Genomic DNA, 18,893 nt, shown 5'->3' with positions numbered 1-18,893 from the left:
ACTCATATTTTTCCATGCTCTATGGTTAGGCTGCCGTTGCGGCACATTGACACTCGCGTGACGGGTCCGAATCCTGTAGAGAATAGTTTAACGCTAAACTATTCCTGCCCGGAGGAGGACTGCCCCCATGGCCGCGCGCAAAGCCACAACCAAATCAAACGTGTCCGCGGAGGAGCTGAAAGGCTACTACCGCGACATGCTCCTGATCCGCCGCTTCGAAGAGAAAGCGGGCCAACTCTATGGTATGGGTTTGATCGGGGGGTTCTGCCACCTCTACATCGGGCAAGAGGCGGTTGTCGTCGGTCTCGAAGCCGCCGCCGAAGAGGGTGACAAGCGCGTCACGTCCTACCGCGACCACGGTCACATGCTGGCCTGCGGCATGGACCCCAACGGTGTGATGGCCGAGCTGACGGGCCGCGAGGGCGGATATTCCAAAGGCAAAGGCGGCTCAATGCACATGTTCTCGAAAGAGAAGCATTTCTACGGCGGCCACGGGATTGTGGCGGCACAGGTGCCGCTGGGTGCGGGTCTGGCGTTTGCCGACAAGTACAAGGACAATGGCCGCGTCACCTTTACCTACTTCGGTGACGGCGCCGCCAACCAAGGTCAGGTCTATGAGGCCTACAACATGGCCGAGCTGTGGGACCTGCCCGTCATTTTCGTGATCGAGAACAACCAATACGCCATGGGCACGTCCACCAAACGGTCGACCAAGTCGCCCAGCTATTGGGAACGCGGTGCCGCTTACGGCATCCCCGGCGAGGAAGTGGACGGTATGGATGTGCTCGCGGTCAAGGCCGCTGGTCAAAAGGCCGTCGCCCACTGCCGCGCAGGCAAAGGGCCATACATTCTCGAGATCAAGACATACCGCTACCGCGGTCACTCGATGTCTGACCCGGCCAAATATCGGACCCGCGAAGAAGTGCAAAAGATGCGCGACGAGCGTGACCCCATCGAGGCAGTGCGTTCGATGCTGCTGACCGGCAAGCACGCCAGCGAGGATGACCTGAAGGCCATCGACAAAGAGATCAAGCAGATCGTAAACGCCTCGGCTGAGTTCGCAAAAGAGAGCCCGGAACCGGCGCTCGACGAGCTTTGGACAGACATCTACGCCGACGATGCGGCACCGCAGAACGCGTAAGGGAGAGACAGACAATGGCAACCGAAATACTCATGCCCGCCCTCTCGCCCACCATGGAAGAGGGTACGCTGGCGAAATGGCTTGTTAACGAAGGCGACACCGTGTCGTCAGGCGACATCATGGCCGAGATCGAGACAGACAAGGCCACGATGGAGTTTGAGGCCGTCGACGAAGGCACCATCGGCAAGATCCTTGTCCCCGCGGGGACAGAGGGTGTCAAAGTGAACACGCCAATCGCCGTTTTGCTCGAAGAAGGCGAAGACGCCAGCGACATAGCGGCAAGTGCTGCCCCTGCCGCCGAAGCCGCGCCGGCCGCCGCCGCGCCTGCTGCCCCAGCGGCCACCAGCGCGGCACCCGAGGCGCCCGTGTCCGACACCAGCCCCGACTATCCCGAAGGCACCGCGATGAAATCGCAAACTGTCCGCGAGGCCCTGCGCGACGCGATGGCCGAAGAGATGCGCGCGGATGAAAACGTATTCCTGATGGGCGAAGAAGTTGCGGAATATCAGGGGGCTTACAAAGTGTCCCAAGGTCTTCTCGATGAGTTTGGCGCCAAGCGGGTGATCGACACCCCGATCACGGAACACGGGTTCGCAGGGATCGGCGTCGGCGCAGCCTTTGGCGGTCTGCGCCCCATCGTCGAGTTTATGACGTGGAATTTTGCCATGCAGGCGATTGACCAGATCATCAACTCTGCGGCCAAAACGCTGTATATGTCCGGCGGTCAGATGGGTGCACCCATGGTGTTCCGTGGACCCAACGGCGCTGCCGCGCGCGTGGGCGCCCAGCACTCGCAGGACTATGCAGCATGGTACATGCAAGTGCCCGGCCTGAAGGTGGTGATGCCCTACTCTGCCGCCGACGCAAAAGGTCTGATGAAGACCGCGATCCGCGACAACAACCCTGTGTGCTTCCTGGAAAACGAAATCCTCTACGGACGTAGTTTTGATGTGCCGGACATGGACGATTTCACCATTCCGTTCGGCAAGGCCCGCATCTGGCGCGAAGGCACAGATGTCACGTTGGTGTCGTTTGGTATTGGCATGCAATACGCCTTGGAAGCAGCAGAAAAGCTGGCCGAAGACGGTATCAGCGCCGAGGTCATCGACCTCCGCACGATACGTCCAATGGATACGGCAACGATCATCAACTCTGTGATGAAAACCAATCGCTGTGTGACTGTCGAAGAGGGATGGCCGCAAGGGTCTGTCGGCAGCTACATCAGTTCCGTTCTCATGCAGCAGGCGTTCGATTACCTCGACGCGCCGGTCATCAACTGTACTGGCAAGGACGTTCCGATGCCCTATGCCGCAAACCTCGAAAAACACGCGCTGATCACGACAGACGAAGTGATCGAAGCCGTGAAACAAGTCACTTACCGCTAAGGAGCCGCAGACATGCCGATAGAAATTCTCATGCCCGCGCTGTCTCCAACAATGGAAGAAGGCACGCTCGCGAAGTGGCTGGTCAAAGAGGGAGACACGGTGTCTTCCGGTGATCTTTTGGCCGAAATCGAAACCGACAAGGCCACGATGGAGTTCGAGGCCGTGGATGAAGGCGTTGTGGGGAAAATCCTGATCGCTGAAGGGTCCGAAGGGGTCAAGGTAAACACCCCAATCGCTGTTTTGCTGGAAGATGGCGAAAGCGCCGACAGCATCGGCGAAGCCAGCACGCCAACTCGGGAACCCGCCCAAGAGGCGGCGAAAGAACCCGATCCAACACCGCAGTTTGCAGCGGCCCCTACGCCCAAGACCAAGGACGGAGCCCGCGTGTTCGCCTCACCGCTTGCGCGCCGCATTGCTGCGCAAAAAGGTTTGGACCTATCCGCGATCAAAGGCTCTGGTCCGCATGGCCGCATCGTCAAATCGGACGTTGAGAACGCGACAGCTGCGCCAGCGAAAGCTGAAGCACCTGCTGCTGCAACCGCAGCACCTGCGGCGCCAGCATCGGGACCATCTGGCGACGCAGTCACCAAAATGTACGATGGGCGCGACTACAAAGAGGTCAAGCTGGACGGTATGCGCAAGACAATTGCCGCGCGCCTGACAGAAGCCAAACAAACTGTACCCCACTTCTACCTGCGGCGTGACATTCGCCTGGATGCCTTGCTGGAGTTCCGCGGCACGTTAAACGGCCAATTGGCTGAACGTGGTGTGAAACTGTCGGTCAACGACTTTATCATCAAGGCCTGCGCGATCGCATTGCAGCAGGTGCCCGACGCCAATGCAGTTTGGGCAGGTGACAAAGTACTGAAACTGACCCCCTCGGACGTCGCAGTCGCCGTCGCGATCGAAGGCGGTCTGTTTACACCCGTGTTGCAAGATGCGCATCACAAGTCACTTTCCGCCTTGTCCGCGGAGATGAAGGACTTGGCAGGCCGGGCACGCGATCGCAAACTGGCGCCACATGAGTATCAAGGCGGCAGCTTTGCAATTTCAAACCTGGGGATGTTCGGCATCGACAACTTCGATGCTGTGATCAACCCACCGCACGGCGCGATCCTCGCGGTCGGCGCAGGTGTCAAAAAACCGGTCGTTGGCAAAGATGGCGAACTTGGCATTGCCACAGTGATGTCGGTCACGCTGTCCGTTGATCACCGCGTCATTGACGGCGCGTTGGGCGCACAGCTGTTGCAGGCGATTGTCGACAACCTTGAAAATCCGCTGTCGATGCTGGCGTAACTGCCAAACACAAAAAAAGGGGGCTGCGGTAGGTCTACCGCTGCCCCCTTTTCTATTTGCCGACCTAGCGTGGTCAGTGATCTTTGCCAAGCATATGGTTCATCGAAACCGAAGGTTGATCACAACCTGCTTCGCCAACGATGCGCGCTGGAATGCCCGCAACCGTCTTGCACTCAGGGACCTCTTCCAAAACGACAGATCCCGCAGCAATCCGACTGCAATTCCCAATTCGAATGTTGCCGAGCACTTTGGCACCTGCCCCAATCAAAACGCCGTTCCCAATCTTGGGATGCCGATCTTCCTCTTCTTTGCCCGTACCGCCAAGCGTTACCGAATGCAGCATCGAAACGTTGTCACCAACGACTGCAGTCTCGCCAATCACAATCGAATGGGCGTGGTCGATCATGATCCCACGGCCAATGCGTGCCGCCGGATGAATATCGACACCAAAAATTTCAGACACGCGCATCTGAAAGAAGTACGCCAGATCATAGTGACCTTCGGTCCATAGGAAGTGTCCAACCCGGTACGCTTGAACGGCCTGATATCCTTTGAAGTAAAGGATCGGCTGAACGAGGCGGTGGCACGCCGGATCGCGCTCATAAACGGCAACCAAATCCGCACGTGACGCAGCCACCAAGTCAGGAGACTTCTGGTACGCCTCTTCCACAATCTCACGTACGACCACCATCGACATTTCATTCGATGCCAACTTTGCAGCGATACGGTAGGACAGCGCCTTTTCGATCGACTTGTGGTGCAGAATACACGCGTGAACAAAACCACCAATCAGCGGCTCATCTGTCACAGCTTGTCGCGCTTCCTCGGTGATCTGATCCCAAACCGGGTCAATTGCAGAGATGTTTGTGCCTAGGTTTGCCATGGTTCATCCTCTCGCGCCTTCCATACTCTACATAGGCGCTAATCTCCAAACGCAAACCCGTGATGTATCCAATCTCGAAACGCGATCATTCGTCTTGATCACGCTTCGCCCCGTTTCTCATGTCACGCGACCAACGTAAGGTCAGCAAATGGCCCAGCCCCGAACCGGGCCGAATTTTGCGCAACCTGCACATTGAACATAGAACCGACCAAACCGTCCGCGATTTGCAAGGACGACGGATATGTCCAAGAGGGTGAAGACAAAGCAAGCTCGCGCACCACTTCGCCGCTGCGCATCACCCGCAACGTGTACACTTCGCTTTCTTCACCGATCGGCACTTCGGGCAGTTCCCAATCGTCTCCGTCCACACGTGTGCGGCGGATCCACGTGAAGTGGAAATCCATACCCACACGCGTCGCATTAAAGTGGCTGGGTCTGTAGGGACGCAAACCATTGCCATCAAATGCATGAACCGCCTCGGAATAGGAAGGATCGTCCACACTTCGTTGTGCTGGTCCGACACGATAGGTCTGCGCAATGCGCCTCAGGTTCGGTGCCAGTTCAATCTGTTTTGGTATGCCGTTGAACAAAACACACCAGGACCCAACAGGCCAAGCCTCTCCGTCTGTGCGTTCGGATCCAAACTGTCCACGCAGACGATGGCTCAGCAGATAACGACCGGGCGCGATCAGCGTGGCGTCCCGAAACTGCAACAGTTCCCAATTATTCGGTGTCCCGTCGCCAATGGCGATCAAATTCCCACCATTCAACAGTGCCGCATCGGAAATCGAGGACGGCGTTCCGTTTGCAAACCCAACTTCCAACGCTTCACCATGATCCACGATGCCCGATGGAGCAGGCCCAAGAGCGTTGCGCGTAAAACCTATGCCTGACCGAGCTGCCACTAGTGTATTCAAGACAAAGTCAGTGTCTGTTGCCGACTGGTAAACTGCAACGCTGCCCGGCCAAGGCGAGCCAGTAACCGCAATATAAGGCGCATGTTCAACTTCGGATCCGGAAAGCAACGGCAAATCCAGAAAGGTTGTCGTCAGTGGAACAGGTGGCACGAACTCCCGGACGGCCGCCAAGTCATCCGCCAGCTCCGAAGGAGTATAGACCTCCGGTTCAATCCGCACCGCTTCAAGCAGCTGCATTTCGCCCTGTTCTACCCGGTCCACGCGGTAGCGCGATGCACCCTCTGATTGCTCGGGCGACAATTCGATCACATCCCCCGCCCCGACGCCGATCATCGACGGCGGCAAGGCCAGACGTACTGTTTCGCGCGACACCCGCGCCTCTGTCAGCCAACGCTCAGCAATTTGCCGTCCTTCGGGCCGTGTCAGCGCCATCGGCAAATCCGAGGTCGACACCGAATGCGTCGCGTCGTCAGCCAAGATCGCTTCTTCAGACAAGACGTCAAAATTGCCATCCGTTTGCACAAATCTCAACCGCACACGCCCCGCCAAATCAGCATCAGACTCCCGTGACTGTTCCGTCGTGCCATCCAAATCTGCATTCAAGGCCAGCGTTTCGGGATTCAACACAACCGGATCCTGCCCGTCTCTCATGACAAACCGCAGCACACCGTCCCGTTCAATCGCATCAAACGCATAGCGCAACATCAAGGGTTGCAATGCCGAACGCGCATCCGAAACCTCTTCCACCAGATACCCACGCACATGCCCATGCAACTGGCTGGTGTCATAGTCTGTCAGCCCAGCGCGCTCACAGATTTCACCAACGACCGACGCAAGCGTGCGTGCCGACGTGCGCCCATTGATCCAATGGCCGCGCGGATAGTTCACACCATCCGACCACGTGCTGAGTGAATTGGGGAAAAACGGATAAGGCCGCGCATCCCAGGCCCAAACAAATGCACGGCTCATATCCACCATGGCCGCTCCGTATTCCTGGGAAATCGGGTTGTTCGAAACGTCACCCCAGTAACTGTGCATAGCCCGAAGATATTGCTTCTGGATCAGGTCATCGCGCGCACCGTTCGAATATTTCGGCAGGCTGCTTTCAGACGACTTCTGATCGAGAAACTTGTTCGGCTGGTTGGTTCCTTTATCGACCGCGGCACAGCCGAGCTCGGTAAACCAGATCGGCTTGGAACCCGGCTCCCATGCCGTTGGCTGATCAGAACGCACGCCACCTACGCGCTCGTGATGCGCGTTTTGCCACCAGTTCCGAATGTCCTTGTACCGCCACACCCATGGCTCGCCGTTGGCACCATCCTCAATTGGCGTGCGTATCTGGGCCGCATCTGCCTCGGGCGAATGGTAGAACCAGTCAAACCCCTCTCCGCCTGCAACATTCGCTTTCAGGTAGTCCAGATCGTAAATGCTCGGCCACTCCTGCGCATCCAGATGCGCACGGCCCTCGCGCCAATCGGACAGGGGCATGTAGTTGTCGATGCCGATGAAGTCGATATTGTCATCTGCCCAAAGCGGATCGAGGTGAAAAAACCGATCGCCGCTACCGTCCTGTGGCTGATAGCCAAAGTACTCGGTCCAGTCTGCCGCATAGCTGATCTTGGTATCCGGTCCCAGCAACGCACGCACTTCTGCCGCCAGCGCACGCAGTTTTTGAACAACGACAAACTTGTTGTTCGCACCGCGAATTTGGGTCAATCCGCGCAACTCTGACCCGATACAGAATGACTCCACGCCACCCGCGTAGGCACACAGGGCAGCATAGTGCACAATGAACCGTGACAACGACCACTCATCCGGCGGACCGGAATAGGTAAAGGTCGGCCCAGTGCCAAAATGCACTGCTTTGACCGTGCCAAAAAATGCGTCCACTTCCGCTTCCGCCGCCAGCGTCCCGTCCGGGGAACCTTCGACGCCCGGCGCAGTGGACAATGTGATCCGACCCCGCCAAGGCAGATGCGGCTGCGTGCCGCTTGGATCATAGGGATTGGGCAGCGTGTTATCGTCCAGTTGATCCATCAGGATAAAGGGGTAGAACATCACGTTCTGTCCTGCAGCGTTCAGCGCTTGGATCGCTTCCACAACGGCCGTGTCCGCGGGTGTCCCGCCATAGATCGGGCGATCATCAACGCGGGGAACTTCTTCGACCCAGTGCCGCGCAGTATGCGACACACCCCAAGGCATATTTTCGCCATCGATGTCTTTGCGTTCGACCTTCGGTTTCAACTCGCAACTGCCACACCGCAGATCGTTGCCAAACCAGGACACGATCAGAGAAGTCGCCTCGCAATTGGGCAATTCCTCAGTCAGCGCATCCAAAGACTCTGAAAAGTCCGACCGACCCGCCGGCGTGTTCACGTTGGCGCTCCAACGGCCCATATTGCTGTCCAGATAGTTCACCGGCGTCGTGGCCAGCGCGTATTCACCCGTCCCCGGCATCAGCGCAACACCGCGAATGGCATGCGTCATCTCTTCGTCTGCGCCGTCCTCGCCGGGTTGTTCCGGGCGAATGACCTCGAATGAAAACTGCGGCACACGGTTACCAAAAGGCCCCAAGGCAAGGTTTTCCAAGACCACATAGGCCGTACCGCGATAGGCAGGCACCTGCCCCGCCCCTTCAATCGCCTCGATCAATGGGTCGGGCAGTTGGTCCTCCGCACCCGAATAGAACCGCATGTTCAAATCGTTCACAGCCACTTCTTCGCCGTCCGCCCAGACACGGCCTATGCGGGTGACCTCGCCCTCGCATACCGCCAGCGCCAAGTGGACCGAATAGCTGTATTCCTTCGTGGCAGGCGTAGATGGCCCCGCCCCTTTGCCAGATCCCGGTGTCACGTTGACCGTTTCAATGAAATCAGACGCCCAAATGACCTGCCCACCCATGCGCATACGCCCATAGAGCTGCGAAATCGCAGCACCCTCACCGGAATTGGTCAGACGAAACCGATCCACCTTGCCGTGTTCGACAATGTCCGACCCCTGCCCCATGACACGTTGGTCAATCACCCGGCCCAGGGTTGCACCCACGGCCCGCCCGATGGCCACCGAAGAAAGACCGGCAAAGGTGCCTCCCAGAGACCCGCCAACAGCCGCACCAGCAGCAGAAAGTACAACAGTCGCCATCAGACGGCCTCCTCATTCGGAAATTCAAATCGGGCAACAATACGTCGTGCCCAAGGGCTGCTCAGCGGGCTTTCGACAACCCCATGGCCGCTATAGGCATGCACAAACGCAGGTGCCCCACCGATCTCGGTCTGTACGCCCAGATGCTTTGCAACAGACCCGGCGCGCATACGGAACAAGATGACGTCACCCTGCCGTGCGGCTTCAAGCGGCTTGGCCCGCAAATGGCGCAAAGCGGCCTGCCACAGCCACTCCTCGCCCTGCGGCTCGGACCAGTCCATGGTATAGGCGGGGGGGCGTTCGGGTTCGGTCCCGATCACGTCGCGCCAAATCCCGCGCACCAACCCCAGACAATCACAACCCGCCGACTTCGTGGCCATTTGATGGACGTAAGGCGTCCCGATCCACTGGCGCGCATGATGTACGATCTGTTCAGATGTCGTGCTCACCGCAGGCTCCCCCCGGAATTGGAACCACTGCTCTTGGGATAGGCCATCACCCAATCATCGCTGGGCAGATCAGGAAATCCTTGGAAATTGAGCAGGTTGTTGAACTTCAAACGGCACGTTTCGAACCGCTTGTCACACCCCGCTGTCAGGCGCAGTTGATCGCCGGATGCAATTGGACCACGAATGGGTTCCCACAACTCGATCCGGCGCACTGTCCCGTCAAAGACGTCATGCTTGACCATACCCCACAACCCGGCGGCATCGCCTTCCAACACATCGAGACGCCCGCGCTGGAACCAGCCGGGCTCAAAGCCCGCCAACATATCCCACTCAAACACCCGCCCATCAGTGATCCGATCCGCAGGCCCGTCATGGCGGTAGCCGGGCTCGGACAAATCGAACCGGCACTGACCGTCACCCAGAACGGCGGTACATGGCTTTTGGTAAATACGCCCAAGTGGACGGTTCAACGCTTCGGTCAAGCCACGCAATTCGGCGTGAAACGCTCCGCCTGCACGGCGCAGCTCACCAATCGTGCCGCGAAACTGCAGCCACCGCACATCCGGATCCGCCCAGTTCACCAACCACGCGCGCACCTCTGCCCCGTCAAATCGACCGGCCTCGATCTCATCCTCGCGAATGGCCGCATCCGTCAGCGCACCCAAGGCTTCGGTATTGTCAACACTCAACCCGGTGCTTTGCGCCAACGCAGATGCGGACAGACCCGTCTCAGCCGAGAATGAAATCCCGTCAAAGGCCAGTGTCCGGTCGTGGTCGGTAAACCCAAACGTCACGCCATCGGTGCGCGAAATGGCCCAGGCCCGGCACAACGTCGTCAAACCCTCGGCGGCATGCGCCAGAAACGCTTCACTTTGCCCGCTCATCACACACGTACCTCGATGATCGGCACATTCGGTACGCTGCCCGCCTGAAAACTCGATACCGACGTCTGGATCTGGTCGGTGCCAAACCGCACAGGCACGTCAAACTCAAATCCCGCCGTGATCTCGACGTCTTCTTCGGGGGCATGCTGAAACGTGACGATACCGGTGGACACATCCACCTCATAATCCACGCCTTCCTTCATCTCATCCCGACCCAGACCAATTCGCACCGAACCCAGCACGGGTTTGCTGATCGGACGCGCATAGCTGTTGTCGCCGGACCGGTAGACCTTGAGCAAAGGAAAAGCATCCTGCACCGCGTTGCCACGGGCAATGGTCTGATCATTGAAGGCAGGCTCGGCGCTGGCTGCCGAAGACTTGAAGTCCGACCAGTCCTTCCACCGAAACCCGTACATCTGACCCATTCGGGCCTCGAAAAAGGAAATCAGCGTTTCGATGTCATCCAACGACCGCAGCCCAAGCCCCGCGTCATAGCGGCGGCGCGAATGCGCCCAGGGTGTGTTGCGCTCTTCGTACCCGTTGGCCAGCGTGACCACCTCAGTACGGCGTTCTGGCCCGCCAACTGAACCAAAGCTCAGCGACGCGGGAAAGCGAACCTCATGAAATTGCATCTCTTTAGCTCCCCTCAAGTTCTATCGGTTACGATTGGCCCGCCCGAGGGCCCGGTTCATCTGTGCGGCAATCTGGTTCTGGGATCGTGCAAATCCCTGCACATCGGGCGTGGTGATGTTCATCACGATCGACGGACCCGCAGACCCGCCACCGCGCACACCCAACTTGCCATCCGGCCCGCGCGCCAGCGGCATGATCGCCTCCGGCCCGGCCTCGCCCATGACGCCCATACCGCCCCGCATGCCAAAGGGTGTGGCCTGACTGACGATACCGCCACTGGCAAAGGGCATGACACGCCCCTGACTGAACGGCGCGCCGTCGGCAAAAGGCAGAATGCCCTGTACCAACCCACCAACACCGCTCGCCAACAGCCCGCCCACATGATCTGTGACGGGCTTGATGGCGGCATTATACGTGGCGTTGATCATCGAATTGGCGACGGTTTCCAACGCATCCGACAGGGTCATACCGTCGAACACCAAACCGTCAAAGGCCGAGCGCAAACCCCGCGACAACCCTTTCTCCAGGGTCGCCACATCCTTGCCCGTTGCGGCCAGGCTCTCGCGCATCCGCCGCAACTCACTGTCGAAACTGGTGACCATGATGGATGTCGCATCCAGGGTCTGGCGCAAGCCATCCGTGTGCTCGTCCAACCCCTCGATCTCGTCTTTGTAGTCGCTCATGTCGCGCTCCCTTCAGGTGCCGCATCGGGCGCCTTGTCCGGCCAGGCAGCCATCAGCGCCTCCAACCCGTTGCTCAACAACGGCGCGGACTTGCCCGGATCACCCAGCATCACTTGCAGTTCCGCAGGGGTCAGCGCCCAGAACGCATCCGGCGTCAGGCGCAAGCCCTGCATCCCGGCCCGCATCAACGCGGGCCAGTCCAGTCCGTCACTCATGCGCCCGGCACCACAAAGGCACGGGCGATCAACTCAGCCGCAGCCCGCGCCGCAGCCATCGGACCACCCTCGATTTCCGCATGATCCAGCGCGTCAGGTGCCACCGGACAATTGCCACCGCGCAGTCCCGCCTTGAGCAAGGCCAGGACGTCACCACTGGAAAAACGGCTCTGCTCGAACCGCTCCACCAAAGCGATCAACGACGGCTCTGCCAGGGCGTCTTCCAGCCCCGCCAACGCACCAAGGGTCAGGCGCATCACGCACGCCTGTCCGTCGATGACCAACGTCACCTCACCCCTCCACGGATTGCTCATCAGGCAACAAGCGCCGTAAAGGTCAGCGCGCCCGCCGACGACAGCGACAACTCGTACGTGGCCTCACCGTTGTGGTTGCCGCTGTACTCGAGCGAGGTCACCTGAAACGGCCCCTCGATGATGCCAAAGTCAGGCACGATCACCTGAAAAGCAGGTGTTTCACCGTCAAAGAAGATCTGGCGCGCACGCTCGTCCGTGCCTTCGTCCTTGAACACACCCGATCCCGAGATGTTGGCCGACCGCACACCAGCGCCCGCCAACAATTCGCGCCACCCGCCCTGGCTCTCCAGGCTGGTCACATCGACGGTTTCCGCGTTAAAACTGACGCGCGTGGCCCGCAGGCCCGCAATGGTCTCGAACTGCCCGTCCGATGTCATGTCGACCTTGATCAAAAGGTCTTTTCCGTTCTGAGCACCCATGGGTTTTCTCCGTTTGAAGCAAAAGGGTTAGTCGTCTTCGACACGCGCGCGAAATGTCAGATCGATGCGGCGGCCAGCGCCCTTGTCGATCATCACCGCACGCGCGCGGTCAAATTTCATGGACACCAGGCGCCCCCGGCTCAACGCCATCTCGGCATCGTGCAACACGTCACACACGGCACCCGCAGCCACCTTTGCGGCGTAAAACCCGGGCACGTCAGTGACGACCGAAATCACGAACCGATGCGCGGCACCTGTGCCTGTCTTGTCGCTCTCCGCGCGGACCGTTTCAGGCCCAAGACTGACATAAAGACTGGGCAAGGCACCGCTGGGCAGCGCGTCATAAACCGCGCCCCCCACGGCCTCACCCACATCCGGGTCTGCACTGACAGCGGCAAAGACGGCCGACTGCAACGCGGCGGAAACTGCGTAACTCATGCCACCACCTCTTCGTCTGCCATGCACACCAGATGGCGGCCTTCGGGGTCCCGCTCGGCCACAGAGCGGATGTGAAACACACGCCCCCCGTCGCGAAACCGCTGTTCAGGGACGGGGCGCTCGGGATGACCACTCGGCGCGCCGCGCACCACAATCTGATAGGGCACCATCGACACCGGTGCCGCCGCCACCTGAAGCGCCCGGCCCGTGCGCGCCGTCAGCTCTGCCCAGACCACACCCAAAGGTGTCCAGGTTTCGACAAAACCACCGGCGCCATCAGACACACGACCCGGACTTTCCAGCGTCAAACGGCGATTGAGACGCGGCGCGCTCATGTTGTGCGCCCGCCCAGGCGCAGGGGCTTGTACCGCTCGATCAGGCTGGTCACACCAAACGGCATACAGCCCTCGCTCAGGCTCGTTTCATCCCGGTACTCGTAATAATGCGCCGCCAGCAGCATGACCGCCTGCGCCAGATCCGCAGGCACATCCGACCAAACCGCGCCGAACCCGGCGGTAAACGCCACCGACACGCTGCCCGCCGTTGGTACAACCGGCAAACAAGCTGCAACGGCGCGCACACGCGGCCGATGTGTGTCGCGCTCCAACCAAAAGGCATCGTTGCCCACCGGCGTGGTGCCGCCTGACCGGTCAATCAGCGTCACACCTGTCACCGCCGACACCGGTGCAACCGGCAACGCCTGTGCATCCGCCACGGCCCATTCCGACACCGTCAGCGAAAACGCGCGCTCAAACAGTGCCTTGCCCGTGCGCGCCTCGATGGCAGCAACCGCCGCCCGCAGAAAGCTCGTCAAAACAGCGTCTTGCACGCTGTCATGGCCAAAACCGCTGCCCAGACGCAGATGCGCCTTGAATTCTTCGACCGGCAACGCCCCATCAGGCACTGTGGTCTCTTCGATCAACATCATGGAACATCTCCACACGAATTCTGCCCCTCACCCCAATCAAGTCCGGGCGCGCGCCAGTCCGCATTGCTCGGACGGAGGGGAGCAGCTAGACAACACGGCGCACATCCAGCGCGCACCCGGTAACCAGGGGCAGGCCATCGCCCACCCCCGGCCATCCACTCCCACCCGTTAGGCGGTCGCGAATTTCAGCAGCTTGATCGCGGCAAAGTCGCTCACGTCACCGCCCACGCGCTTGGTCGCATAGAACAGGACGTGCGGCTTGGCGCTGAAGGGATCACGCAGAACACGCAGATCGGGACGCTCGGCCACGGTGTAGCCGGCGGCGAAATCTCCAAAGGCAATGGCATCGGCACCGGTTGCGGCGTCGGGCATGTCTTCGGCGATCAGCACGGGATAACCCATCAGAACCGCAGGCTGACCGGCAGCCAGACCGTCGGTCCACAGGAAACGGCCGTCATTGTCCTTCAGCTTGCGCACGATGCCAGCGGTCTTGGAGTTCATCACGAAGGTCGCGTTGGCACGGTATTCGGCACCCAGCGCGTAAACCACGTCGATGATCGCCTCGGCGGTCACGTCACCGTCCACACCCGTAGGCACATAGCCGAGGTTGCCCCAGGCCCAAACGTCATTGTCGACCGATGTGTGCGTCAGGAAACCCTTGGGCTTGTCGATGCCGTCGCCGGACACGAAAGATGCCGCCTCGGCGCGTGCAAACTTGTCCGCGATGCGACCGGCCAGCCACGCTTCGATGTCAAACGCCGCGTCATCCAGCAGGCGCTGCGATGCCTTGGGCAGGGCCGACAGCTCGTGCAGCGGGATGGTGATGCGGTCGATGGACGGCGTGTCCGTCTCGGTCAGGCTGGCCGTTTCGGTGGCCCAGCCGGTGCCCACATCGCCGTGGTCGACCAGCACGTCATAGGACGTCGCTTCGACATTGACGACGGATGCGATCGAACGGATCGACGCCGTGGCGTTCAGAACCGATTTCACGCTCTCCGATGTCTGCGGATCGACGAGGTAACCGCCATCCGAATTCACCGCTGTCGACAGCGATTTGCCGTCCAGCTCAAGGCCGCGCAGGCCGTCATCTTCGCCCGAACGCAGATAGGCGTTGAACGCCTTCTGATGAGGGGCCCCAAAGTCGACGGCACCGGCCAGAGGGGTGCGCGCCGCAGTCATGTTTTTCCGATCCAGCATGGTCAGTCGCTCTTCTGTTTGTTGAAGTTTGGTTTGAACGTCGGCTTTGAAGCCTTTCAATTCGTTGACGAAACCGTTCATGGCTTCGGCAACCTCTTGGACTGGGGACAAACCTTCCCCGGCCCGAGCCTTGATCTCGGTCTTGCTCATAAGCATGTCCTTGATGGTGGGTTGAAATGGCGTGCGCGTCAGCGCTGTGCCAGGCTTTCGCGGGCAACCCAAAGGGCCGCCGCCATGTCACGCAGCGTGTCATCGTCAAACGCGTTGCGTTCTTCCGATTTTGCCGACACCCGCGCACTGGGCAGCATCGGGAACGTGACCAAAGACACTTCCCAAAGCTCCAGTTCAGTCAAGAGCCGCTGGCCCTTGTCGTTCTTTGTGGCTTTCACCGTACGATACCCGATGGACAGCCCGTCGATGGCGCCCGCCTGGATCAGGTCCATCGCCTCGCGGCCCTTGGCCACCCCCGGCAGCAAACGGCCCTTGACCCACAGGCCCCGGCCATCCTCGCGGACCTCGTCCCACACACCGATGGGAAAGGCCGGATCGTGCTGCCACAGCATCTTCACGCTGCGCCCTTCGACGGCAATCGCACCCAGCGACGCCGCATAAGCGCCCGCGCGCACAACGTCCCCGCCTTGATCGCAGGCACCAAACAGGCTGGCATAGCCTTCGATCACGTGATCATCCTGCACCTTGATGCCGTCGCCAAAGCGCGCAAATTTTGTCTCCAGACCGGTCTCTGCCTGCATCTGTTGTCTCCTTTTCAATGCGGAATGGCCGCCATGATTGATTGAAACCCGGTGGCCAGAATGACGGCGACCACGCCGTACACGGTCAGCCACAGCCGCTTCTCCAGCCGCTCCATCAGCTCTTCGAGCCGGTCGAGCCGCTTGCCCAGGTTGTCGAAATGCACCTCTGTCAGGCGTTCATGCGCCTCCAGCCGCAGACCGGGCGCACAGGCGAACCGGTCCAAACCGCCGTCATCCATGGCCCTACTCCTCGGCCAAGGCGGGCAGCCCCAGCATCCGGCGCTTTTCGGCCTCGGTCAGGAAATCGGCCTGCACCACCCGCGCCCACTGCGCATCGCGTTCCGCCGACAGGGCCGGCACTTGATCCAGATCGGGCGCCAGCACCACATCCTCGCCGGTATGCGCGCCCAACCACTCGGCCAGCGCCGCCGCTACCCGCGTGGCCAGCGGCAACACGGTCAGCCGGTAAAACGCCCGGTTGGCCTCCTGATAATTGGCGTAAGTCGCATCGCCCTGGATCCCCAACAGCATCGGCGGCACCCCAAAGGCCAAGGCGATCTCGCGCGCGGCCGCCTCCTTGGTTTTCTGAAACTCCATGTCGGATGGAGAGAACCCCATAGGCTTCCAATCCAAACCACCCTCCAGCAACATCGGACGCCCCGCATTGCGCGCACCCGAATGGTTGGTCTCGATCTCCGACACCAGACGGTCATACTGATCCACGCTCAGGTGCCCCTGACCCTCTTGTCCCTTGTAGACAATGGCCCCCGACGGACGGGCTGCATTGTCCAACAGGGATTTCGACCAACGCGACGCCGCCGTATGCACATCCAGCGCCATGGCCGCCGCCTGCATCGGCGAAAACCCGTAATGATCGTCCTGCGGGTGAAAGCTCTTGATGTGGCACACCGGGCTCACCGCACCGCTGGCATCAAACCGGTGCGTCTTGCCCGACACCGCATATTCATAGGCCACCGGCCACCCATCGGCCCCCGGCACCACCGACATCCGATCCGACCGCAACACATGCAGCTCCAGCGGCGCACCGCTTTCACCCGCCACCGCCTCCACATAGGCATTGCCCGACAGCAACAGCTGCGCATAAAGCGCCTCCAGCAACTCCGCGCGCCCCTGACCGGGATTGGGCCGCTTGATCAGCGACAAGAGCGGATGCGTCTCAAACCGCTGCTCCACATCCTGCAACACAAGCGGCAAGGCCGCCGCCGCCTCGGCGATCAACTTGACCGACCGAAACCCAACCGGATTGCCCGAAAACCCCGACCGGGTCAGCGACACCGCATCGCGCGGGCTCCACGCCACACGGCCACCTGTCTGCCAGGCCACGACTTTCCCCGTGGCACTGGCCTTTTGCTCCGGCGCGTCCACCGCGGCCCGGTTCCGAAAGAAATCAAACACCATTCTCGGGTCTCCTATCCGTGATCCCAAGGGCCGCCCGGCCCCGTCCATACCAACGAAAAAGGCAGCCCCATTTCAGGACTGCCCACACCACAAGGGACGGATCCCTCGTATCATCTTGCCAAATAAACTCTCCCCGAAGGGCCGTTCTGAAACCGCAGCCTACGGGCCTACAACCCGCGCACGCCGGGCCGCCGGTACTCCCGCGCGGGCTCGATCATCAACTCGTGCAACGCCCAGACCAACGCATCCACCCGGTCCGGCGATCCGTCACCCAGGTACCCGCGCCGCGTCATCTGCACCATCTGATCCTCAAGCGCGGTCAGGTGCGGCGTATGTGTCACCCGTCCCTGCTCATAAAGGGCGGCAATGGGCTCTGCGCGGGCCACCTTGCCCCGGCTGGCATGCACCGCCTTGTAAGGCACCATCGGGTCGATCTGACGGACCACCTCGCCCACCATCTGACCGCCCTGATTGACCTCCGCCACCAAGCGGTCCGCATCCCAGGTGTCCACGGCCTCCACCGCCACCCGCGCCCATTCAGACGGGCGCGCGCCTTGCACCGAGGCGTCGCAAATCACATGCGCGGTCCACTCCTGCGGCGGGCCCTGCATATGCGCCCCCACCACAATGATCCCGCACTCGTCCGCCGCCTTGCCGCTGGTGATCGCCGGATCAAGGCCCACGACAATGCGGTCAAAATGGAAAAATCCCTTCTTGTGACAGGCCGCCAACATGTCGCTGGTCCACAACGCCCCCTCGGCATCGCTCAACAGCAACCCATCCAGCTCCTGCCGTCCCAACCGCGTGCCCGCATAGCGCGCCCGCACCTCGGCCAGAAACGACGCCGCCAGATTGGCCGCGTTCGCCTCCGTGGGCGCGTGGGTGGTTACGGTTGACGGCTGCTCCAACAGCGCCTTCAGCACCCCCACATTGCGCGGCGTGGTGGTCACACAGACCCGTGGGTCATCGCCCAACCGCAACGCAAACTGCAACATGTCCCAGGTCTCCTGACCCTTCTTCCACTTGGCCAGCTCATCAACCCAGGCCGCATCAAATTGCGGCCCCCGCAACCCTTCAGGGTCATGGGCCGTATGCACGGTCGCCACGGCACCATTGGGCCATTCCAGACGTTTACGTCCCGCCTGCCACTCAGGGCGGCGGTCGGGGGGCGAACAGGCCAGAATGCCGCTTTCGCCAAATATCATCACTTCCCGCACCTGGTCATGGGTCTCACCCACCAGAGCCACGCGGCTCGCGCGTCCGGGATCCATCGGCAACGGCCCCTCAACCATCGACCGGACCCACTCCGCGCCTGCACGGGTCTTGCCCGCACCACGTCCCCCCATGATCACCCAGGAACGCCAATCACCCTCTGGCGGCAGCTGATGCTCCATCGCCCAAAACTCGAACAGAAAAGGGAGGGCGCCCAAAGCGCCCTCACCCAACTCACTCAGAAACGCTTCCTGCTCTGCAACAGGCGCGGATGCGACCCAGCGCGCACCGAACTTCAGCTCGGGCTGCGTCAAGATCGAGCACAGCCCCTCCGTGTCCGCCGGACCCGCGTTTTTGCCTGGCTTCTGCAAGCGTCGTCTCCAATTTCTGGCAATTGACCAGCACCGTCCCCAAGTCCCGAAAGTTGGACTTGATTTCAGCGCCTTTGACGTCCTCCCCCATGTCAGCCCTTTCTTTGAGGGCCTTGAACGCGTTCCGCAAATCGCGGAGCGAGTCCTGAACCGAAAGCAAAAGCTCCTCGGCACGCGCTTCATCATCAAGCGCAGGGGTGTTCAGTGTCATGTGTG

At 60.6% G+C, this 18,893-nt stretch carries 21 protein-coding genes; 3 read left to right on the top strand and 18 right to left on the bottom strand.

The window, feature by feature from the left end:
* The first annotated feature begins 127 nt into the window (after window positions 1-127).
* Genes pdhA through Q0936_RS16165 form a run of 3 tightly spaced genes read left to right on the top strand, consistent with a single transcriptional unit; the run spans window position 128 to window position 3,822 of the window.
* Window positions 128-1,141: a pyruvate dehydrogenase (acetyl-transferring) E1 component subunit alpha gene (gene pdhA, locus Q0936_RS16175; protein ID WP_299297578.1), complete on the top strand. Its 1,014-nt coding sequence runs from the start codon at window positions 128-130 to the stop codon at window positions 1,139-1,141.
* 14 nt (window positions 1,142-1,155) lie between these two features.
* Window positions 1,156-2,526: a pyruvate dehydrogenase complex E1 component subunit beta gene (locus Q0936_RS16170; protein ID WP_299297579.1), complete on the top strand. Its 1,371-nt coding sequence runs from the start codon at window positions 1,156-1,158 to the stop codon at window positions 2,524-2,526.
* Window positions 2,527-2,538: 12 nt separating this feature from the next.
* On the top strand, window positions 2,539-3,822 hold the full coding sequence (locus Q0936_RS16165) for a pyruvate dehydrogenase complex dihydrolipoamide acetyltransferase (RefSeq protein WP_299297580.1): 1,284 nt from the start codon (window positions 2,539-2,541) through the stop codon (window positions 3,820-3,822).
* Window positions 3,823-3,895: 73 nt separating this feature from the next.
* On the opposite strand, the gene cysE is transcribed toward Q0936_RS16165, so the two are convergent.
* From cysE to Q0936_RS16075, 18 genes are all read right to left on the bottom strand, one after another.
* Window positions 3,896-4,705 (bottom strand): serine O-acetyltransferase, encoded by an 810-nt coding sequence (gene cysE / locus Q0936_RS16160; RefSeq protein ID WP_299145034.1) that lies wholly within the window; start codon window positions 4,703-4,705, stop codon window positions 3,896-3,898.
* A gap of 122 nt (window positions 4,706-4,827) precedes the next feature.
* Entirely contained in the window at window positions 4,828-8,763 is a 3,936-nt protein-coding gene (locus Q0936_RS16155) for a glycoside hydrolase/phage tail family protein (RefSeq protein WP_299297581.1), read from the bottom strand.
* Window positions 8,763-9,212 carry an NlpC/P60 family protein gene (locus Q0936_RS16150; protein ID WP_299297582.1) on the bottom strand — a complete coding sequence of 150 codons (450 nt, stop codon included), beginning with the start codon at window positions 9,210-9,212 and terminating at the stop codon, window positions 8,763-8,765. Before Q0936_RS16150 ends, Q0936_RS16155 begins: the two co-directional genes overlap by 1 nt.
* Window positions 9,209-10,096: a DUF2163 domain-containing protein gene (locus Q0936_RS16145; RefSeq protein ID WP_299297583.1), complete on the bottom strand. Its 888-nt coding sequence runs from the start codon at window positions 10,094-10,096 to the stop codon at window positions 9,209-9,211. Before Q0936_RS16145 ends, Q0936_RS16150 begins: the two co-directional genes overlap by 4 nt.
* Complete coding sequence (locus tag Q0936_RS16140) at window positions 10,096-10,728, bottom strand: DUF2460 domain-containing protein (protein WP_299297584.1); 633 nt, start codon at window positions 10,726-10,728, stop codon at window positions 10,096-10,098. Before Q0936_RS16140 ends, Q0936_RS16145 begins: the two co-directional genes overlap by 1 nt.
* Window positions 10,729-10,749: 21 nt before the next feature.
* Window positions 10,750-11,412 carry a phage tail tape measure protein gene (locus Q0936_RS16135; RefSeq protein ID WP_299297585.1) on the bottom strand — a complete coding sequence of 221 codons (663 nt, stop codon included), beginning with the start codon at window positions 11,410-11,412 and terminating at the stop codon, window positions 10,750-10,752.
* Entirely contained in the window at window positions 11,409-11,627 is a 219-nt protein-coding gene (locus Q0936_RS16130) for a rcc01693 family protein (RefSeq protein WP_299297586.1), read from the bottom strand. Before Q0936_RS16130 ends, Q0936_RS16135 begins: the two co-directional genes overlap by 4 nt.
* Window positions 11,624-11,941, bottom strand: a complete 318-nt coding sequence (locus Q0936_RS16125; RefSeq protein ID WP_299145020.1) for a gene transfer agent family protein — start codon at window positions 11,939-11,941, stop codon at window positions 11,624-11,626. The genes Q0936_RS16130 and Q0936_RS16125 overlap by 4 nt, the downstream gene beginning before the upstream one ends.
* The gene (locus tag Q0936_RS16120) at window positions 11,941-12,360 is read right to left on the bottom strand and encodes a phage major tail protein, TP901-1 family (protein WP_299145017.1); all 420 of its coding nucleotides are present in this window, start codon (window positions 12,358-12,360) and stop codon (window positions 11,941-11,943) included. The genes Q0936_RS16125 and Q0936_RS16120 overlap by 1 nt, the downstream gene beginning before the upstream one ends.
* A gap of 27 nt (window positions 12,361-12,387) precedes the next feature.
* Entirely contained in the window at window positions 12,388-12,798 is a 411-nt protein-coding gene (locus tag Q0936_RS16115; protein ID WP_299145015.1) for a DUF3168 domain-containing protein, read from the bottom strand.
* Window positions 12,795-13,133, bottom strand: coding sequence for a phage head closure protein (locus Q0936_RS16110; RefSeq protein ID WP_299298099.1), 339 nt, complete (start codon window positions 13,131-13,133; stop codon window positions 12,795-12,797). The genes Q0936_RS16115 and Q0936_RS16110 overlap by 4 nt, the downstream gene beginning before the upstream one ends.
* The gene (locus Q0936_RS16105) at window positions 13,130-13,726 is read right to left on the bottom strand and encodes a head-tail connector protein (RefSeq protein ID WP_299298101.1); all 597 of its coding nucleotides are present in this window, start codon (window positions 13,724-13,726) and stop codon (window positions 13,130-13,132) included. The genes Q0936_RS16110 and Q0936_RS16105 overlap by 4 nt, the downstream gene beginning before the upstream one ends.
* Window positions 13,727-13,894: 168 nt before the next feature.
* On the bottom strand, window positions 13,895-15,073 hold the full coding sequence (locus tag Q0936_RS16100) for a phage major capsid protein (RefSeq protein WP_299145009.1): 1,179 nt from the start codon (window positions 15,071-15,073) through the stop codon (window positions 13,895-13,897).
* Between the two features lie 38 nt (window positions 15,074-15,111).
* Window positions 15,112-15,675, bottom strand: coding sequence for an HK97 family phage prohead protease (locus tag Q0936_RS16095; RefSeq protein ID WP_299298103.1), 564 nt, complete (start codon window positions 15,673-15,675; stop codon window positions 15,112-15,114).
* A gap of 14 nt (window positions 15,676-15,689) precedes the next feature.
* Window positions 15,690-15,914 (bottom strand): hypothetical protein, encoded by a 225-nt coding sequence (locus tag Q0936_RS16090; protein ID WP_299145005.1) that lies wholly within the window; start codon window positions 15,912-15,914, stop codon window positions 15,690-15,692.
* A 4-nt stretch (window positions 15,915-15,918) separates the two neighbouring features.
* Window positions 15,919-17,094 (bottom strand): phage portal protein, encoded by a 1,176-nt coding sequence (locus Q0936_RS16085; RefSeq protein WP_299298105.1) that lies wholly within the window; start codon window positions 17,092-17,094, stop codon window positions 15,919-15,921.
* A gap of 167 nt (window positions 17,095-17,261) precedes the next feature.
* Window positions 17,262-18,488 (bottom strand): terminase family protein, encoded by a 1,227-nt coding sequence (locus Q0936_RS16080; RefSeq protein ID WP_299298117.1) that lies wholly within the window; start codon window positions 18,486-18,488, stop codon window positions 17,262-17,264.
* Between the two features lie 52 nt (window positions 18,489-18,540).
* Window positions 18,541-18,888: a hypothetical protein gene (locus tag Q0936_RS16075; protein ID WP_299298107.1), complete on the bottom strand. Its 348-nt coding sequence runs from the start codon at window positions 18,886-18,888 to the stop codon at window positions 18,541-18,543.
* Between the last annotated feature and the right edge of the window lie 5 nt (window positions 18,889-18,893).

It is taken from the genome of uncultured Tateyamaria sp., from assembly GCF_947488715.1.
Taxonomy (GTDB): Bacteria; Pseudomonadota; Alphaproteobacteria; order Rhodobacterales; family Rhodobacteraceae; genus Tateyamaria.
The sequence above is the reverse complement of the archived record's forward strand: the minus strand, read 5'-3'. Positions and strand labels throughout refer to the sequence as shown.

Excerpts from the sequence above, each read along its gene's own strand:
- Q0936_RS16130 (WP_299297586.1), bottom strand. The coding sequence starts at position 11,627 with ATGAGTGACGGACTGGACTGGCCCGCGTTGATGCGGGCCGGGATGCAG.
- Q0936_RS16075 (WP_299298107.1), bottom strand. The coding sequence starts at position 18,888 with ATGACACTGAACACCCCTGCGCTTGATGATGAAGCGCGTGCCGAGGAG.
- pdhA (WP_299297578.1), top strand. The coding sequence starts at position 128 with ATGGCCGCGCGCAAAGCCACAACCAAATCAAACGTGTCCGCGGAGGAG.
- Q0936_RS16155 (WP_299297581.1), bottom strand. The coding sequence starts at position 8,763 with ATGGCGACTGTTGTACTTTCTGCTGCTGGTGCGGCTGTTGGCGGGTCT.
- Q0936_RS16105 (WP_299298101.1), bottom strand. The coding sequence starts at position 13,726 with ATGATGTTGATCGAAGAGACCACAGTGCCTGATGGGGCGTTGCCGGTC.
- Q0936_RS16165 (WP_299297580.1), top strand. The coding sequence starts at position 2,539 with ATGCCGATAGAAATTCTCATGCCCGCGCTGTCTCCAACAATGGAAGAA.
- Q0936_RS16090 (WP_299145005.1), bottom strand. The coding sequence starts at position 15,914 with ATGGATGACGGCGGTTTGGACCGGTTCGCCTGTGCGCCCGGTCTGCGG.
- Q0936_RS16120 (WP_299145017.1), bottom strand. The coding sequence starts at position 12,360 with ATGGGTGCTCAGAACGGAAAAGACCTTTTGATCAAGGTCGACATGACA.
- Q0936_RS16135 (WP_299297585.1), bottom strand. The coding sequence starts at position 11,412 with ATGAGCGACTACAAAGACGAGATCGAGGGGTTGGACGAGCACACGGAT.
- Q0936_RS16140 (WP_299297584.1), bottom strand. The coding sequence starts at position 10,728 with ATGCAATTTCATGAGGTTCGCTTTCCCGCGTCGCTGAGCTTTGGTTCA.
- Q0936_RS16115 (WP_299145015.1), bottom strand. The coding sequence starts at position 12,798 with ATGAGTTACGCAGTTTCCGCCGCGTTGCAGTCGGCCGTCTTTGCCGCT.
- Q0936_RS16145 (WP_299297583.1), bottom strand. The coding sequence starts at position 10,096 with ATGAGCGGGCAAAGTGAAGCGTTTCTGGCGCATGCCGCCGAGGGTTTG.
- Q0936_RS16085 (WP_299298105.1), bottom strand. The coding sequence starts at position 17,094 with ATGGTGTTTGATTTCTTTCGGAACCGGGCCGCGGTGGACGCGCCGGAG.
- Q0936_RS16100 (WP_299145009.1), bottom strand. The coding sequence starts at position 15,073 with ATGAGCAAGACCGAGATCAAGGCTCGGGCCGGGGAAGGTTTGTCCCCA.
- Q0936_RS16170 (WP_299297579.1), top strand. The coding sequence starts at position 1,156 with ATGGCAACCGAAATACTCATGCCCGCCCTCTCGCCCACCATGGAAGAG.
- Q0936_RS16080 (WP_299298117.1), bottom strand. The coding sequence starts at position 18,488 with ATGGAGCATCAGCTGCCGCCAGAGGGTGATTGGCGTTCCTGGGTGATC.
- Q0936_RS16125 (WP_299145020.1), bottom strand. The coding sequence starts at position 11,941 with ATGAGCAATCCGTGGAGGGGTGAGGTGACGTTGGTCATCGACGGACAG.
- cysE (WP_299145034.1), bottom strand. The coding sequence starts at position 4,705 with ATGGCAAACCTAGGCACAAACATCTCTGCAATTGACCCGGTTTGGGAT.
- Q0936_RS16095 (WP_299298103.1), bottom strand. The coding sequence starts at position 15,675 with ATGCAGGCAGAGACCGGTCTGGAGACAAAATTTGCGCGCTTTGGCGAC.
- Q0936_RS16110 (WP_299298099.1), bottom strand. The coding sequence starts at position 13,133 with ATGAGCGCGCCGCGTCTCAATCGCCGTTTGACGCTGGAAAGTCCGGGT.